At 65.1% G+C, this 19,193-nt stretch carries 1 protein-coding gene; it reads right to left on the bottom strand.

Translation table 11 applies throughout. The annotated features are described in order from the left end of the window. Positions 1-750: 750 nt before the first annotated feature. A complete protein-coding gene (locus ACIBI6_RS05260; protein ID WP_396955379.1) occupies positions 751-19,167 on the bottom strand; it encodes a PfkB family carbohydrate kinase in 18,417 nt (6,138 codons plus the stop codon). Positions 19,168-19,193 lie beyond the last annotated feature (26 nt).

The following is a 19,193-nucleotide window of genomic DNA, read 5'->3' as shown; positions in this document are numbered from 1 at the left end:
GGACTGGTGACCGGCCCTTCGTCGCCGTGGTAGTAGACCGCGAAAAATTCGCCGGCTCCCGATACCGGTACCGCAAAAATCTCGGCCCCCCGCTCCGTGCCCTGTACTGGGCCTGCGGCTATATCCACGCAATTCGGATCCTCGACGCGGCAGATCTCGATCCGCGTAATCGCCTTGTCAGCTCGTTCCGGCCAGATAAGTGTCCAAGCGTGGATCCGATTATCTCCGTTGTCCGCGATACACACGGTTATCCCGTTCTTCGTTTCACCACATCCGCCGCCCGACGACGCATTGGCTACGGCGTTCGGGGCGCCGAGCACAGTACCCACGGTTGCCGCGCCGACAAGTATTCGGGCAGCGCCCGATATGAAAGCCGAACTCGTTGACATGTGGTTTCCTTCCCAGAAATTCTGTTACTTCGATCAACCTGCCACGATCAACCGGCGCTCTCAGTTCCGCGGGAATTCGACCGATGATCCGTACGGGATTCGATGAAATACCCACCCACAAACGTCTCGCAACCAAGAATTGACACGTCCCACCTGTCAGCCGGGCCGGGCCAGCATGCCATAGGAACGGGCGATGATCTATCGGTAGCTGATAGGTAATGCATAGGTATGAAAGGCTCGACGGCACGCGGCAATTCCGCTTCGGTCGCTTCTGCCAGCACCCGACTTCCCGGTCCCGGCTCTGCGGCTTCGACGCTGCCCAGACCTGATCACGGAACCGATCGAAGCGCGTCGGCCACCGCTACGCCTGCGGTGCTGGGTCGTCGGGATGATCTTCGGCCGACCTCGTGGAGGTCTCCGCCCGAGCAGACCACGGCGTCGCGGACCGAGTACCGGGTTCTGTGCTGGGCGCGGATCCGCGCGACGACCATGGGGTTGGCCGGGCCGCCGGATCCGTAATATGGAACTGCTCGGCCGCGCGTCGCGTCATTTCTGCCGAGATGTAGCCGGCCTCACCCATCCGGTGCAATTGCGCGAGACCTGCCTGCTTTTCCGCGGCGGATGCGCCGCGGAAATCGGGTCGCCCCTCGCGGAAAACCGCTGCGGTCGTCCGGTGATAGAGACGGGTAGCCTCCTGCCAGTCGAGTATCGATTGGAAGTCGCCGGGGTCCGGAGCCGATTCTCCCAACGGATCCATGCGATAGCGATGTCCCCAGGCCGCAGCAAAATCATTCCAGTGACCGGCCTGCCACAAGAATCGGTCATACACCCGTAACGCAGCATCCACACCGCCGGCCGGCGGGCGACCTTGATACAAGCCGAACATACGTCGCACGCCGATATCAGTGAGCCCGTTCACTCGCTGAAATTGATCCTTGTAATCGACTAGATTTCGCGTATTGCGCGGGTCCGGAAAGAGGAGCACTTCAGACGAGTAGTCGGGAACATTTCGTCTTCCGAAGTTTTGGTCGTGGGCGGGATCGAGAGAGGGAAATACTTCGATTATATTGCGTCGGATGGAAAGATCGAAATCATCGTCGCCGAGATAAGCCTCCACCATCTCCGTCGACAGCGGAACCGCTCCCGCCTCGCGTTGTCTGACCATGGCTACCGTCATGCCGGTCGCGGTCGCCACCTGCGACAAACTAATACCCGCCTGCTCGCGGCGATATCGAAGATAGCGACCCGCGTGGGGATACCCTTCCGGGAAAATCGGCGTGCCGGGAATCATCGAGCAAAGACAGGCCTCAACGATATCTTTCGACGGCTGAGAACGGCCCGCCTCGATATCGGCAATAATATCCTCCGCCATATCCATCTTCGCGGCGAGAGACCGGCGCGGGAGACCAGTTCGCAACCGTAATACCCTCAGGCAAACGCCGATATCGGCATCGCCATCGATGCCATCTGACAGCCGGGCGGCCAGGGCGCGCACATGCGCCTCCCATCCCTTGGGCACCAGATGATCCGCGGCCTCACGATTATCGATCGTCATGGGAATTACACCGAGCTCGTGCGCCAGTTGTTCTCGCGTCAAGCCGCTGTATTCACGGAGTCGCCGGAGGCTGCTGCCGACATCGGCCGGCGGACCTGCCGCCAAATCGGAACAGAAGACTTGGGCGAGCGGAGCGTAGAGGTGGCGGGCGTCGGGAACCCGGCGCAACAGCGCCCGCACCTGGTCGGCAGGGGGTCGCCGGGCGCCGTCCTCGATGCCCTGCCAGGACCCGGGGGCCGCGTCGGTCAGCACATCCATATCGTCGGGTGTCAAGGCGAGGTACCTGCGAACATGACTAGCCCAGTCGCGCGAGAGATCGAAGGTGTGCGGATGCGGAACGGGTGCATCAGGGGCATTGTCGGGTTCGGCGCCGATTTCGGCGAGCCAGCGCCTGATCTGGCGGCCATCGACGTTGTGCATCCGCGCATACTGTCCAAGACTCTGCGTGCCGAAACCAGCCTCCTGGTTGCGCACCCGGGTCTCGTGCCAGCGCCGGAATCCATCCGCAATGGCTGTCTCGCGCGATGGCGCTCCACCGTCGGCGGGTCGCGCGTCATCGCGCTGCTCCGCATCGGACCGCCCCTGCTCGGGCCACGAATCGGCAGGCTCCGATGTCGGCTCGGACGGGTCAGCCGGGCGTGCTACCGCCTCAGATGCTGAGCCCGATGTCGGATTCGTCGGGACGCCTTCCTCAGATGATGCACCCATTAGTGAGAGATCCAGATCATGGGCGTGCGGCATCGACTCGTGACCGCCCGAATGCGCGACCGCATGTGCGGCAGCCGACAAACCGATCTGCACCGCGCGACTGACGGGCAGCCCTGCCACCACGCCCATCGCCAGTGCGGCGGTGAAAGCATCGCTCGCGCCAGTCGTGTCGACGACCGACGCGCTATGTGCCTCGAACAGCTCCGTGCGGCCCTGATGATGCACGGCACATCCCGCCGCACCGAGCGTCACCACAATCGTCGGAACCCCCAGCAACTCGAACAGGCGCTCGGGCAGCAGGTCCGCTCGGAGCGACTCGGCGTCGGCCGACGCGGCATCGCTCGACGCGGCGGCAAGGAGCGCCCGCGCCTCGGTTTCGTTCGGCACGAGGACGTCTGCCATACGCACCGTGTCGAAAGAAACTTGGTCACGCGGCGGAGCCGGTTGCAGAACGACCATCGCACCATTTTCCCGGGCGACGGCGGCGATCTGCGCGACGGTCGCGTCGGGCGCTGTGAATGTCAGCAGCACTATATCGGCGTTCTCGATCGCCCCGATGCTACGTCGAATGTCGTCGCTGGTCAGGTCCAGTTCGCGGGAAATATGGTAGATGAACGACGTTTCTCCGTCGGGTCCGACGAAACACGCAACTTTCCCGGTCGCAATATCATCCTCGATCCGCATTCCGTCAAAGCGGATCCCCTCGCGCCGTAATGTCTCTCGAATTTCGGTGCCACTCCCATCGGCCCCGGTAACGGACACAACATCCACTATCGCGCCGAGTCGCGCCGCGGCAATCCCCTGGTTCAGGGCCTTGCCCCCCGGCGTATCACGAATGGATCGTGCGTCTCGGTACTCCTCCACTCCTGGAAGTTCATCGAAGTCGACAATGACATCGATAACAACGTTGCCGGCCGTTACCACCCGTGGACTACCCAGAGGTCCCGGAGCCGGGGCCCCGTCGTCGAAAAGATGTCCCAAATCACGCGCAGCCGCAGCACTGAGCACCTCGTCCGAAAGACCGACAACGCTGTCGGCATCCGCTGCACGCGCGACAGCCAGATCGTCCGGCTCGGCGTGCGCCGACAGCATCGGTGTCGGGGCCGCGGTGTTCGACGTGGCTTCCGAATCACTGGTCTCCGGTTCGACAGTCGTGGCGGCCGGATCGTAGGCAGTCCGACCGGACGCGTCCTCGAATTCGGGGAGCACCCCATCCGCGGCGTGGTCCCGACCGACATCCGAATGCTGCGGCGGTTCGCTGAACGCCTCACCGGTCGGCGGTTGATCAGCAGCATCAGCGTCACGGTCGACCTCCTCGGTAATGGCACCTGAGGGTCGATTCACGCGTGGACCCGTCTCCGGTCCGGCATCGGGCTCGGTGATCGAGCCAGCATCCGGTGCTTCGGTGAATTCAGCGCGGAGGTTGTCGACGGCTCGGGCCAGAATTTCCGTCGCGGCAATGTGGTCGATGTCGAGCCGACCTGCCGCCTCATCGAGCGGAACGCCGTGCACGAAGTGCAGTTCGACGAGGCGAATGGCGGCTTCCGGGTCGGGCAGATCTGCCAGCGCGGCACGAACTTTTCCAACAAACGGACTATCGTCGTCGAAACCATCGAGATCGGAGTCCGAATCGGTCCCGCCGGTATATGCGCCTTGTGGGTTGGGGTCCGCTACTTGTCGTGCGCGTATTTCTCCGTGGCGCGTATCGTCGAGCGACCCGGTCGTGGTCTCGATGATTTGTCGTGCTGCGGTGACCTGGTCCGATGTGAGGTCGAGCGCGTCGGCGATTTCACGGATGTCCGGCATTTCCCCAGTTTCGGCATACCGTTTGTTGCGGTAGGTGTAAACCTTGACCGCTCGAGTTCGTTCGCTCGCCTCCAGACCGGGGAACCGCCACTCGAAGTACGTACTTCGCATGGCACCGCGACTCGCAGCCCAAGCGTGCGCCACGAATGGCGGCCCTGCCGGGATGTGATTCACAATGGCACGCAGGATCGCTATCGCATAACGTTGCGTGAGGTCTTCCCTGGATTCGAATATCATGGGCCAGCGTTGCGCGGCCGCTTTTGCTACCCAATCGTATTCTTGGTATATCCGGTTTCGGATAGATGTTTCTTCCATCGAGCCTGGTTTGGTTGCGATCAGTCGCCAGAAATCCTCGTCTTCGGGCCGGTCGACGGGCGAGGCGGGCGCGAGGAACTGCTGCACGGCCGCGCGAATGGCCTGGTCGGGGACATCCAGAGCATCTCGCCACGTCCGTAGAAAATCGAGAGTGGCGGAATCGCTGTTCTCCACCGCCGAGATGGTCTTGATGTGCCGCCGCATCAGAGTGGCGACTTCCTGTTGAGACAGTCCGCGTTGTTGCCGAACCGCCGTGAGCCAGTCGCCGATATTCTGGTGAAGCGAGGTTGCGGGTTGGGGAATGTTACTGCTGAAATAATGCGCGAGACCCGGTTCCAAAAGACTCGTGGCGCGATACAAGACATCATTCGGGATATCGAATGCATTACCGAACGCTTGCAGATAGTCAGCAGTGACCGCGCCATTCTCCGCATTCCACACGGTCTTATGAGCACGATTCACACGTTCAGCGACCTGCAGTTGGGTCAGTCCGTAATATTCACGAACAGCTTCGAGCCAACCCCCGATCGTCCGATAGACATTACTCGCGGGATCGGGTAGAGCACCACTGAAATAGTGCGCGACGTGCGGCTCCAACTGCCTCGCAGCAGCATGCAAAACCTCGTCGGAGATACTTAGAGCACGACCGAACACCTGCAGATAATTTCCGGTGACCCGAAAATCTTTCTCCGCTCTGGACACCGTTTCCATGTGGAGGTTCATGCGGTTGGCGACTTCCATTTGAGTCAGTCCGTAATGCTCACGAATGGCTTTTAGCCAACCCCCCATCGTCCGATAGATATTACTGGCAGGATCGGGTAAAGCGCCACTGAAATAATGTGCGAGACGCGGCTCCAACCGGCTCACAGCAATATGCAAAACCTCGTCGGAGATGCCGAAAGCCCGACCGAACGCCCGCAGATAATCAGCGGAGATAGTGCCCCGCCTTTCCGCACGCCACACAGTCCTGCTGCCGCGATGTATTCGGTCGGCGAGTTGCTGTTGCGTCACTCCGTAGTGTCGACGAACCGCCGCGAGCCAGTCACCGAGTTTCTGGTAGTCGCGATCATGGGGATCCGGTATGGGTGTCGTCCGGGTTCCTTGCCCGATCTGGAGATCTATCGGCGGTTCGCCGATATCGGCTCCCGGCAACCGCAAGGCGTTGCCCATCCGGTCGAAACCCATCGCCCAGATACCGGCCAGGTCGGCCGATTTCGTCGTGTCGTCCCAGGCCCGCCGCAGCCCCCTGCCCGGATCCTGTACCTCGAGCCAACCGTGGTTTCCGTGCTCGTCACAGCGATATTCCACACGGTACGTATGTGCGCCGACACCGTGCTCATTCACGGCATGCGCGACGTCGACCACGATAGTCGACACTCCGGCACGCTGGTCGACAGGAAGACTCGCCACCGTGTCGAGCAGCGCCTTCACGACCGATCGATGCGGATGGTCCGGGTCGACGGGAAACCACTGCGGAAGTCCGTGCAGGAACTGCACATAGCTGTCGAACGACACACCAGCGAGGCCGACATCATCTGGCACGTTGACGTTTTCGTTGCCGGTCCGGGCCCGATGCAACGCCGCCGTCAACGGCACGCACTGACTGACCGAATGGGAGTCGGGTGGAACATATTCTGCGGTGCCGTCGTCGGGAGCGACCTCCAGTCCACCAACCTCGCCCGCGGTGATCATCGTGGCGTCCAGCCATTGATCCAGATCCGGGGCGAATCGGTCGATAGATGTTGTCAGGTCATCGATTTCGTCGACGACATCGACCATCGTGGTGCGGGAAATCCAACGTTCGACGCGCTCGCGCACCACGGCGCTTCGCGGATGCAGGTCCGCGCGCCGCATGAACATGTCCTCGAGCGTGGTGGGCGCGGAAGCCAGGTGCCGTGTGTGCGTCCGGCTCCGATCCGGACTGCGCAGTGTCGGCGCAGTATCCGATCCCAATACCAGCGAAAGCCAGCGCAGATCCCGTTTCACCATGCGGCGCAGCGCTTCTCGTGCCTCGGGCAGCGAATCCCACCGATTCAGGTCCACCCCGGCCTTCTCGGCGAGTTGCCCCAGCCGATTCTCGGCTTCCGCACGGTTCAGGTGATCCTTACGTTTGCGCCGCACCAGCGCGACGAGTCGGAGCTGGTGCAGGTAGAGGTTGTAATACCAATTGCTCCATGGGGTTTGCTCGTCGAAGGCATCTGTCAGCTGTCGTAGTGCGAGGTAGCGGTCGGCGAGATACGTTGTGCCCGCGGATTCGGAACCCTGCCGCAAGACAGCGACTCGTCGCCGGACCTCTTCGAGGGGCGCCTGCGCCCACCCATCGCCGGGCAGTCCGACCGCACACGCGTCGGCCGCTGCGCGCATTTCGCTCAGATCCGGCTCGAGCTCTCCCCGGCTCATCCGGCGATCCAGCGGATACTTTCGCAGATGGTCCGACATCAGGCGCGCGAGCCGCTCGCGCCCGAGCTTCGCACGGTGGTCGGCTTCGTCCATCGCCGCGGTGATCGTGTCGATACGCGTGAGTCGCCGGCGTGCGCGACCGAGTTCGTGAATCAGGCCGATGGTCGTGTCGAGCCGCTCGGACTCCCCGGGCGGCACGCTGGTCAACCGACTCAGGTCGTATACGCCCGCGCCCCGTTCATCGAGCGCCGGTATATCGAGTCCGAATTCACTGCTCAGTCCATCGAGGAGGGCGACGAAGGCGAGCCGACGCTGGTGCGCGATATTGTCGCGCACCGCGGCCAGGCATTCGCTGAACGGCGCGTCATCGGTGAGTTCGGGCAGACGCCACGCGGGCGCGACCGATGCTGCCGGGACACCAGCCAGCGCCCGATCCATGTACTCGAGCGCGACACCCAGATCGGTATTCAGCAGCTCGATAGTGTCGTAATGTTCGACGGTCGCGGCCGCTCGCTGTTCCAACCAGTGCAGTTCGGCGGACCGCTCGCGCTCCTCGTCCTGGGCTGTCGCCAGTAGGTGTTGTAGCCGAGCATGCAGCAGCAACATTCCCTGCCGCGAATCCCAGGATGAGGAGCGGTAGCGCCGAGCCGCCCGAAAGATCTGCTGCTGAATCGGTTCGAACGACTCGCGCTCGTAGTCCTCGATGGCCGTGCCCAGCGCGAAGAGGTCGCGTGCTTGTCCTTCCAGGCGTTGCCTTGCCGCGAGCCGCCGGTCCGCCGCCGCGAGGACCGAACCGATCGCCGGCAGTAGCGCTGCGCGCGGGCCGAAGTTCGCGAACGCACGCAGCAGTGCGTATGCCTGCGCGATCAGCCGGGCGACCTCGTCGGCGCGACGCGCCAACTCCGCTTCTACGGCCTGGATCGTGCGAGCCCATCTGGTCTGGTACTGGATGTCGTCGACGAGCCTTGCGACTGGCGTCGTTTCGGCAAACGCCGCTCGGGCTGAAGCCAGTTCAGGTGCGGCGGAACTGTTTTCGTCGCGCACCGCCAGCATATGGTGAATCCATCCGTCGTCCACCGCCCGGCCGCGCTCGATGCCGAGCATGTCGACCAGCGCGCCGCGCGCGTCCCGATACCTCGCGGACCAGTCCGCCCAGACGAGCGAGCCCGTACGCAGCAGTTCGTCGGGATCGATGCCGTGCGGGGCGAGCAGTTCCGACAATTCCCGCCGCAGCTGCTTGCGACGTTCGTCGGCACGGCGTGCTACCGCCAGCCGGACATTCGGATCGGCAGCGCCGGGCGCGGATGGCCCGAGATCCTCTGCGCCCGTACCGGCGACCGCCATATGCGACTGCGCGGGTTCCGCAATCGCGTGTGGCTCGAATGAATCGTCCTCCGGCGGTGCGCGACCGGGCGGACGATCTCCCAGGCGACGGATCGGGATTTCTCTGCCCCGGCGACCGACGGGCTCTTCATCAGGTGACAGCGGAAGTTCCGGTGTCCCATCGGATTTGAATGCCACGCCGTGAAATGTGGCCCCCTCGCCCGCTGTCATAGTCAGATGAGCCGCCCACGCGTCCACCGCCTTGTCCCCGCGTACCGTCCGAACTTCGGTAACGATCATGTTGTCGTCATCCAGGTAGGCGACCTGTTCGACGACCACGATCACCGCATCGTCCATCTTCACGGTGAACGCGTGCCCACCGGCCGCCCCGAAGTCCACCGCGCCCACCACGGTTCCTTCGGACTCTCGCACGTGCGCGACGATCTGCGCCGCATCAGAAAAACCGTTCGGATGCCAATTCGCACGGGCCCACCGGGATACGTCCTTACCGTCGACCCCCGCCAGCGGGATCTGGACCCGACGATCGTGCGGAATATCGAACCGAGGCCGCATACCGGTCCCCTGCCCCGCGGCATCGGCGGCCACCAGCAAACATGTCTTCGGAACCGAAGAGCGATGGTGCCAAGGGACCACTCGTCGCGGATTGTCGTCACGCAAGGACGCCTCGAGCCGTTCGACCAGTTCGGCCGGGGTGCCCGCGGTCAGGTCGGGGAAGTGCCGCGAGAGCACGTCACAGATTACGGACCCGCTGCCCAGGGACAGACGCCATCGCCCTTCATGTTGCTCGAGTGGCAGCAACAGCGCCGTGGTGTTACCGAGATTGGTCGCCCACAGCACCGGGTCACGGTGCACCGACGGGTCCGGACGTGTTTCGGCCAACGGTGGTATCTGTCGGGTACGCAGCCGGTAGAGAACGTACGCGGGATCGGACCGTTCGATCGCAGGCTGGGCAATCACCTTGTGATAGCCCAGCCAAAGCAGATAATCGGTATCGCGCAGCGGTCCGTACACCTCGGCGGTTGACATAGGCGAAACAGGGCTCGAGGCGACTTGTGACTTTGCGCCGAATATTGACGAATCCAGTCCCACGAGCCATTCGCGCAATCCTCGAGTTGTCACGCCCGCTTCACGATAGGTCAGGTAACGGTCGAGCAATTGGGCCAGGATCTCGTCCTCGGACTGCCGACGGCGCGGCCCCTCCGCCTCGGCGTCGGGAACCGTCCGTACCTCGATTCGACCGTCTGGTCCCAGCGTCACCGCCAGGTATCGCTTCTCCAGCTCATCGCGCCACAAAGCATCGGCGAACTTCGGACGCTCCGCCGCCAGCTCCACCAGGCTCGCCATATGTCTGCCGGGCGGCGCGGCGACCACCAGCACGCCGCCCGCCACGTCCGGCAGGTGCCCGATGCGGTTGTTGAGCGATTGGCCATCGCTGCGGCCTCGCAGTTCTGCCGCGATGACCCGGCTGGTCAAGAAATCGTCACGGCGGCGCTGAGTGCTGGAGAGGGTGTCGGTCAATCCACCGCGCTGCTCGAGTAGGTCGATGTACTCGCGGATATCGGATTCGCGGCGCAGGATCTCCTGACGGCGAGCGGCAAGCCGGGTATCCGGAAGCGGAATCGACGCCAGCTCCAGCGGATCGATACGCAATTCATCGGCCAACGCGGCCCGATCGGCACTCACCTGTTCCCGCAGCGGCCCGAGCGCTTGCCCATCGTGCTCGGGCAACCCGAGTCGGCTGGCCAGGGCCGCACACGCCTCGGTCCACAGCCGGAACCGCTCGGCTGCCGCGTCGGCCTCTCGAACCAGATCCTCGTACCGCCGATTCTCTTCCGGCACCAGGGTGACCTCGAGTTTCCGCCGTGTGCGGTCAACCGATTTCACGCTCGTCTCGCGAAGCGAATCCGCCACCCGCCGCACCAATGACCGCAGGTTGAGGTCATCGAGAGGTTCCAGCAATCCGGCTTCGGTATCAGGGGCCGGCCATGCCAACCAGCCATCCGGGCCGCGGCCCAGGTCGACAATGATTTCCGCACGCCCGTTCGTCGCGGACAGTTGCCACGAATCCGAGAACCGATGCTGCTTGCCCCGCTCGCGCCGCACTGGAGTGGCGGATCGTGCGGTCGAGGGTGGTCGGCCTGCGGACACCGCCTCCGCCAGCCGCTCCAGCAACAGGTCCGGCGTGGTGGCCGACATGCCCTGGAACCATCGGTTCAGGATGTCGCCCGCGTCGCCGCGGCCGCGCGGCGGCGCAACCCGCCAAGCCAGTCCGTCGACACAGATCTCGACCACCGGGTTCAGGACGCCGAGATCGACATCGCCACGAATGACGACGCGCCAAGGCCCGTCGGAGGCCTCATCCGTTCGGACCGGCAGCGCAATCTGCCGGGTCGCTATTCTGACCAGCACCGCCGCGGGATGCGGCAGATCCATATCCACCGAGGACTGAGCCTCGGCGGCCGCATAGGCGAACACCAGCACAGTACCGTCTCGTTTGAGGTGGCCCGCGGTGGCCTCTATCCCGGCGGCAGCCGCCTGTCGGATGTCTTTCTTGCGATAGCAGACCTGCGTGCCCAATCCGCCGATCCAGTCGCCGAATGTCGTGTCGACCAGACCGAGCCGACGAAAACGCAGGTACTCGTCGAGCAGAATGCCCTCCACTTCGGCGACCGTCGCCTCACGGTATTCACCCTCCGCGGTGGCAGCGGAAATCGGTGTCACGACCGGACCGTCCGGGCCCGAGCTCACCCGCAGGTAATGCCGGTCGAATCGGGGGTGCCAGCGAGCCGCGACGAACCTCGAGTCGGTCGTTACCACGTCGAGCAGCGCCCGTCGATGCATACCACCCGGCGCGGCCACGACCAGTCTTCCGCCGCTTTCCGACGGGAGAAAGGCGACGTAGTCGGTGAGCCGTTCGCCCTTCTGCCCCTCCAGCCGCCAGGAATCGAGCTGCCGCTCGACCGCCGCGCGAGCGGCATCCCATTCCGCTTCGCGACTCGCGTCGTTGTTCCCGTCGCGAACCGGTTCAGGGTCGGGGGGTGCCGCGGCGAGAACTTCGGATTCAGTCTGAGCTGCGGCCGCATCAGGGGCTGTGACGGGAGCGGGGCGAACGTCGCGGAGGTAAGCTCGGCCGTTCTCATCGACCGTCACCTCGCAGTAGTGGAATCGGGCCCCCCGTTCCGACAGATCGGCAAGCACCTCGGGTGCCACCGCGTCCAGCGCCCGACCCAACGTCGCCACCGACCCGGCAACGAATACCTCAGGTGCGCCGTCGCCGGACTCGACCACCGCTACCTGCGGTGCCAGCGACCGCCCTCCCCTGGCGTCGACCACGTTCTGCGCAAGCACATCTCGCGCGACGGCTGTGGCCGCCTCGGCACGGGCACTGCGCTCCCGGATCAGCGCGTAATCGAACAATGCGAGGTAGTCCTGGACGATCCCACCGAAGGTCGCGGTATGAGCGGCCTCGGCCCGATCGGCTTCGATCCCTGGCGGGTGTGGCACAGCGTCGCGGAAGTCGAGGGCCCAATCGATGAGCGCTTCCACGGTGCGGGCCAACTCCTGCGGGGCGCGTTGGTCCGCATTTTGCACACCGAGTTGACGGGCTCGCCGCACAACCGCTTCGAAGACACCGCGTCGTACGTCTGCGGCCTCCGCGATCCATTCGCCCCACCCGCGCAACGACGCATCGACCGCTCCGGTCGGTTCGAACGCCCGAGGATCACCTACCTGCAACCAGCCAGCTGAAGTGTGTGAGCCTTGCCGTTGATCCAGCCCGAGTTGCGCGGCCAGATACTTGCCAACCTTGCGAAGGCGCTCGAACTCGCTGTCGAGCACCTCCTCTAACGGATCACATTCGGCGATATATCCCAGCAGCTGGCTGAGCCTTCGGTGCCGGGCTGCGCGGCTTCCAAACCGTGGAATTTCGGAAAGCTTCCCGCCGGCCCCCGTACCGATCGGCGCCTGTCGCTGCTGGATTTCACGCTCGGTTTCGGCACGCCGTACCACACCGACCGTGAGTTCGCCCTCTGGCGGCAGGACGCCGGCCGCGCGCAGATCTGCGCTGAGGCTCGCTGTCAGTTCCTCGAATTCGCGACGCAGGCGGGCGATCGAGAAATTCGGATCCGACGGATCAGCACCACATAGTTCCAGCCATTTGTCGCGCACGTCGCGTAACCGGACCAATGACTCGAGCCGTCGCGACATCACCTCTATCTCTTCGCCTACTCCTGGACTTTCGATGGTGGATGCCCTGACAGCTCCCAGCTTGTCCTGAATGGACCGGAGCCGCGCGATCAACCGCTTTTCCTCGCGCAGCTCCCTTACATTTTCTACGAGACGCCCGAGTTCGAGATACTCGATCATTGTCTCGATCAAACGCCCGATATCGGAGGACGGTCCGACCGCCTCTCCCAGAATCCGCCATTCCGCAGCAGGGTCCGAAATCTCGATGCGTTCGGCTCGTTGCGCGAAACCCAGGTCCGGCACCCAGAGGATTCCGGAAAGGTTGAGCGGACTATCGACGTCGAGAATTCCACGTATCAGCCACTCGGGCAGGTTGGAGAGCCCGCCTCCGGCCACGTCCCGGGTGAACCGCTGCCAATAGGGGCGGTCCACGACACGAAGTGCCTGTTGGAAGTGCTCGATGACACGCAGAACCCGTTGTGGCCCATCACGAGGCCCCAGATCCAGCTGGCGCAGTATTTCGAGTAGCCGCGCGTGATCCGGGTCTTCGACCCCCACTTCCCGGTCCCGCAGGTGCACCAACTGGTCGGCCAATTCTCTGGCCTTCGCCTCGAACGCTTCCAACCGTTGCTTCAGGTACGCCGAGCCGGGCCGGAGTTCGCTGAGGTCCGCTCTGTATACGACTGCCAGACGTTCCAGCTCGGCGGACAACTTTTTCTCGCGGGCAACAGCGGCACGGCGCGCCTGGTGCAGAACTCGCTGCGGCACAATATCTCCGGCCAGCGTCCGGATCTCGTCCAGCTGATTTTCGTACAGGATTGTCGAGAGGAGGTTGCCCTCGACCATTTCCCGTTCCAGCTTGCTGATGTCGGCCGGTCGCGTGTGGGAAGGGGCGCCGATCACATTACCCGCGCCAGCGACGACATCACCGGAAGGCGACGGGTCACCAATCGCATCGGATGCGTCGGCGCCCGCGACCGCCAGCCTTGGCGCATGCTGCGAACGGAGCGTGACATGCGGTCGCGGTTCGCCGAGACTCGGCCGCAGTTCGGCGTCCGCCTCGTACACAAGCGCGAAGATGTGCAGGTCGGATGGCAGTTTGCCCGCTTCGAACAGCTGCCTGGCACCGTCGTCGACCAGTGGGTCGCGCCATTTGATCGTGCCCGGCTGGTCCTTGGCGTGGAACAGCAGGCGGGCATGGCCCTGCCCCGACACCGCGCGGGCGTGATCGCTCTCGGTGACAACGAATGCGGCGGCGCCAGGTTGCATTCCACGTAGCCGGTCCGCCAGTTCCTCCCAAGTCGCGACCGGTTCCCACCGCTTGCTACCCAGCACCGAATGCAGCTGTTCGAGGGACGTGCCGCCGAGCCGGGGATCGGGGGTCAAAGGAGCGGCGGCGAGGTTCCTGGCGATCGCGGCGCTGCCGTTCTCTTCGATGAGATACCCCACGACCAGTGGCGCGCAGTTGATCGGCGTCGGCGCGCGCGGTGGGTCGGGTGGACGGGAGTCGCCGTTGCCCTCCGGGAGCGCATCGGCTCCAGCGATCGGCAGCAGCGGCCGGTCCGAGTCCTGTCGGGTCGCCACGGCCCGCGCGGTGTCGGGGCGCCGCCACAACCCCACCGGCAGGGAGTGCAGCGGCACCTGAGTACTGTGCGTAGCTCGATCGGATCCACTTGGCCTCATAGGGAACTCAGGAAATTCGGGCTCGAAGGCGATTCGTGGCGGCCGTTCGAGGGCGTGACCGCTCGATATGCCCGGCACCCGGGCACGACCTCTCGGGATGGCTTGCAGCATCTGCCAGTGTCGGCGCAGCTCCCCCGGCCCCATCTGAACCAATCGGCTCAGCCACTTCTGGCCCGAGTCGCCGCGGGACGCGGCGACGGCTGTCGCTTCGGCCGACACGCGGTTGAAGCCGACAGCGGTCTCGCGCAGTGCCGCCAGGAGCAGGCAGAGGCGCGCGATATCGATGAGGTACTCGCCATCACCTGATTCCACACCGGTCCCAGCGGATGGCCGCTCCCCGGAGGAAGCAAGCGATGCATCCTCGAGGACCTGTTCGATGCGCGGGGTGTTCAGTTCGTCCGGTTCCACTCCGAGCAGCCGAGCCAGTTCCGCTCTTGCCGTGGCCAGTTCGGCGTTCAACCGCGCGAGTTCCGGGGAGTCCGGCCCTAAACCCCAATGGTCGATCTCGACACCGTGTTCGCGGGCCAGTTCCCGAGCGAGCTCGCCGCGCCGCAGCCCCAAGCGGATCCATTCCGGGCGCAACGGCGAACTGAACCACCATGATTCGCCGAATGTCTGCCTGGGTCTGCTGACCGCCGGTGCGACGACAGGTGCCGCCTCCGTGTGGTGGGCGTCCGATGTGGAGCGACGATCGGTGCCCTCGGGGATCGGTGGCATCGCCTCGAGCTGAGCGTCGGTCGTCATGAAACGATCCAATGCCTCGACGAGCCGATCAACGGGCGATGACGGGAACTCTTCGGCCAGCCGCCGCAGCACGGACAGCCGGTGCCCGGTCGAGGAAGCCGTACCGTCCGGTTCCAGCCCGGCAACGCACAACCAATCCAGCACGGACGCCGCCTCACGGCGGATCGCTGCCTGATCACGTAGCTCGCGCCCGAACATCTCCCCGAGATCCGCCAGCAGCCCCGAACGCACAGCAGCATCGAGTCGGCCCCACCCGCGATCGGCCAGCTCTGCCAACCTGGCTTCGAACCGGTCGATCACTTGCTCCACCAACCGCCGGCCCCACAACTTCAGTTCCTGCGGTGCCACCCCGAACAATTCCGCCGCATCCGCCGTCGCCTCCGCGTGCTGCCGGCGCAGATCCGGGCCATCCCCTTCCGGTGTTCCACCGGATGGCGCGTCAACGGGCTCTTGCGATGCCGCAGTGGAGCCTGGCGCCACGGTCGAGCGCACGTCCGGAACTCCCTGTGCCCCAATCGCATCGGCAGCATCGGTGTCATTCGATGCCGCTGCCGCGAGCCCCAGCATCGCAGCACCCGGTACCACGGAGGACATCCTCGCTTCCGAGGCAGTCGTCAGCGACGGCGTCTCAGGTGACGATTCGACCGGGCGGTTGCCGGCCGCCGCACCCGGATGGCCTCCATTATCCCCGGGAGGTGGCACCGCCGCGCGCGCGGCGGACTCCTCCGGCGCACCCGCCCCGGTATGCGCCGAACCAGCTGCGGCCGAACCGGTGTCGAGGGCTTGCGCGGGATCCGACAACGATTCGGTCGTATCTGCTCGGCGAGTCTGCTCGGTCTCGGCGAGATCCTGCTCACGCAACTGCCGGAAGCGCTCCAAGGCCGCCTCTCGCACCGGATCAACCGGCACAGACTCGACTACGGCATCTCGTTCAACCACCGCCACGCTCGCCGAACCGCGATCCGAGGACTCGGACACACCGGCGTGCGGCCGCTCCGGAGCCGAATATGGACCCGTGCCATCACTTTCCGAGCCACCGGGTGTCGTCGAGCGAGCCGATACCGAGGACTCCTCGGGCCCACCGGCAGGCACCGATTCCGAAGACCACAGACCTGCCGCTGCCAAAGCATCTCTGGCCTCGGGTGTCAGTGTGGTCTCGTTGTCGGCGAGATCCTGCTCACGCAACTGCCGGAAGCGTTCCAGCGCCGCCGCCCGCACCGGATCGGGCGGCGTTTGCGGGACGCTCGCACCGTCTCGTTCGCGCACCGCCTCCGACGGAACCCTGTTCGACGAACCCGACGGCTGGGCAGACTGTGATGGCGGAGATGAATATGACTGCGCAGCATTACTTTTCAGACCGTCGGGCGTTGTGGAGCCAGGCGACGGAGTCGATGACGTACCACTATCGGATCCGCCGACAGCCACCGGTTCGGGCGATACCGCAGGCCGCAACCCGGCGGCCGCGAGTGCGTCGGCGGCTGCGGGCGTCAACCCGGACTGCTCGCCGCCCGTCGTCTCCGCCAATTCCCGTTCGCGCAGGGCGCGGGCACGATCCAGGGCGATCTCCGGATCGGCGGTACCCTCCTCGGCACCGAGTCGCAACACCAATTGCGGAGATTTCAGTAGCCGGTCGAATGCCTGATGCGCATCCGTCCATCGGTCCACAGTCGCCGCATCAGCACCGACCCACTGCCGCAACCTATCCCGCAGATCCCCGGACACCGCCTGTCCCTCACGCAACTCCCCAGCACCAGCGAGGAACCGGCCGCTGCTCTGATCAGCGGCCAGTGTCCGGCGCACTTCATCGCCGATCAATCCACCCGCGTGTTCCCGCGCCTGTTCAGCCACGTGCGGCGACTGCTCCGCGCGCTCGACCCAGCACTCGATCGCCGAACGCAATCGCGACGGCGACATCGAATGGAACTCGGTGTCCGACAATCCCAACCATTTGGCCAGCTCGGTGTCCGCCCGGGCCGACTCACGTTGCAGTGCCTTGAAATCCGACGCCCGCGCCCCTGCCACCGCGTCCGCACCCGCCCGCGCACCGTACTCACGAATCGACTGCTCCAACGAAGGTGCTCCGTCAGCACCAGCCGTCGCAGCATCGGGGGCCGCCCCGTCGGTGTCGATGGGTACTCGCTGCGCCCCCGCCTCGCCGGAAGGTTCGGCAACCACCCCTGCGCTCTCGCCAGCGATTGGTGCGGCTTCCGCAGACTGGTGCGCGCTCCGGTCCACACCCGATCCCTGCTCGGATCGTGCCACCGCGTACTGAGGATGAGCGGGATCCCACGTACCGTCCGCCGCACGCCCATCCGCCGAACTCACGTGCGTCTCCGCCGCCACGTACCGGTCCAACTGGTCCAGCAACTGGACGACCGGTGCAGCGCCCTCTGTCTCGGCAGCCCGGCGGACCGCTGGCAATTCGGAACCATCCGCGGCATCTGCCCGCTGTCCCGTCATCCCAGAGTCCGCCAGCCACTGTTGCACCGAAGCCGTATTGCCGTAGTCCTCAGTAAGTTTCCGAGCCCAGTCCACGGTTCCGGGCACGACATCGTCCAGCGCTCTCGCCCGGACCGCCGGATCCAGCAGGGCCCAGCCTTCGTCCCCCAGCGCTCCGAGTAACGCATCGCATTTGCCGATCGCCTCTTCCAGTACCCGCCGCCCCCACAGCCGCACCTCTTGCGGCGACACCCCAAGTGATGCCGCCAGCTCGGCGCGCGCCTCATCGCGCACCGCCACACGGCGGGCCAATTCGGCCGCATCGACACCAGGGGCGGTCGGATCGCCGGAGGGGTGCGCCATACCATTCGAGCTACCGCTCTCCTCAGGCCACTCCGCACCATGCTGGGATCCGGATACGGCCGCATCGCCGGAAGCCGTCCGGGCTTCCGCCAACTCCTGTTCCCGCAGCTCGTTCAACCGCCGATACAGCGCGGCATCCGGCTCGCCCCCGGCACCGGAATTCGTAGCCGAGGCAGCCGAATCCTCGCCCCCAGCACCGTGGACCGGTGTTTCGGCAACTACGCTGTTCTCCGAAATTCCCACTGCGGAAACCGGTTTCTTTGCCGGAGCATCCGATCGGACAACTTCGTCCGCATGCAGCCCCGCGCCCACGTTTTCGGCCGCGGGCGGGGTAGGTGCTGCCATGTCCGGATGCGCCCTGGCCTGCGCGTGCGCCGATGCCATCCCCACGGCGGCGCCACTGGCCAGCGCTGCCAGCGTCAGCTGGAACTGACCGGTCATCGCGGCGGCCGCGGCGGCACCGCCGATCACACCCGAGATGCCCGCGGTCGCCGCGACCACGGCTCGCCCAAGCAGTGCCGGGGCGGCATGCGGAACGACGGCCTGAGCCAGATGGCCGCCGAGTGCCCCACCGAGACCAGCACCAGCACCAGCGACCCCAGCAGTCGCGACCGAGTCCCAATCCACACTGTCGCGATGCCCGTTCAGAATCCCGAGGATCTGCCCCAGCTGCACACCGGCATCGACACCGGCGGTCAACGCGGCGAACCCGCCTGCCTGCATGAGCAGCAGACCGGCACGCTCGGCCACCGCAGCCGCGCCGGCTCCAGCACGCTCTGCGACGAAAGCCGCGAACCGGGCCAAATGTTCCGCTCTCGCCTCCGACAGCACCTGCAACGCCCGCAACGGATGCCAGCCCCCAGCCAGCAGGAGCTGGTAAACCGTCATCGCACCGAAGGCGTACATGGTGTAGCCCTGTTTGTCGGTATCGGCGGTGCTGCGATCGGTGTAGTGCGCCATTGACTTGCAAAACTCACCGGACCCGGCGACCGCCGTGGGAAGCGGCTGCACAGCGTCGTGGATCTGACCACCGAGGCTGTCGCGCACCGCCTCCGGCAGCAGTGCGATTTCCGCGTCGAGCCGCTGCCTGATCTGTTCGAGCTCCTCGCTCGCCCGCTGCCACGCAGCACTCACCCGCCGACCGGCATCGGTGTCCATCCGGGGGATCTCCGCACCGAAAACAACGGCCTGAATCGGGGCAGGCAACTCCGACAACAGCTGCAACGCGGTCGTCACGCCCCACCCCCTCCGCTTATCTGTCC

This window comes from Nocardia sp. NPDC050412 (assembly GCF_044458825.1).
Lineage (GTDB): Bacteria > Actinomycetota > Actinomycetes > Mycobacteriales > Mycobacteriaceae > Nocardia.
Note: the sequence above shows the minus strand (reverse complement) of the source record. Positions and strands in the feature narration are given on the sequence as shown.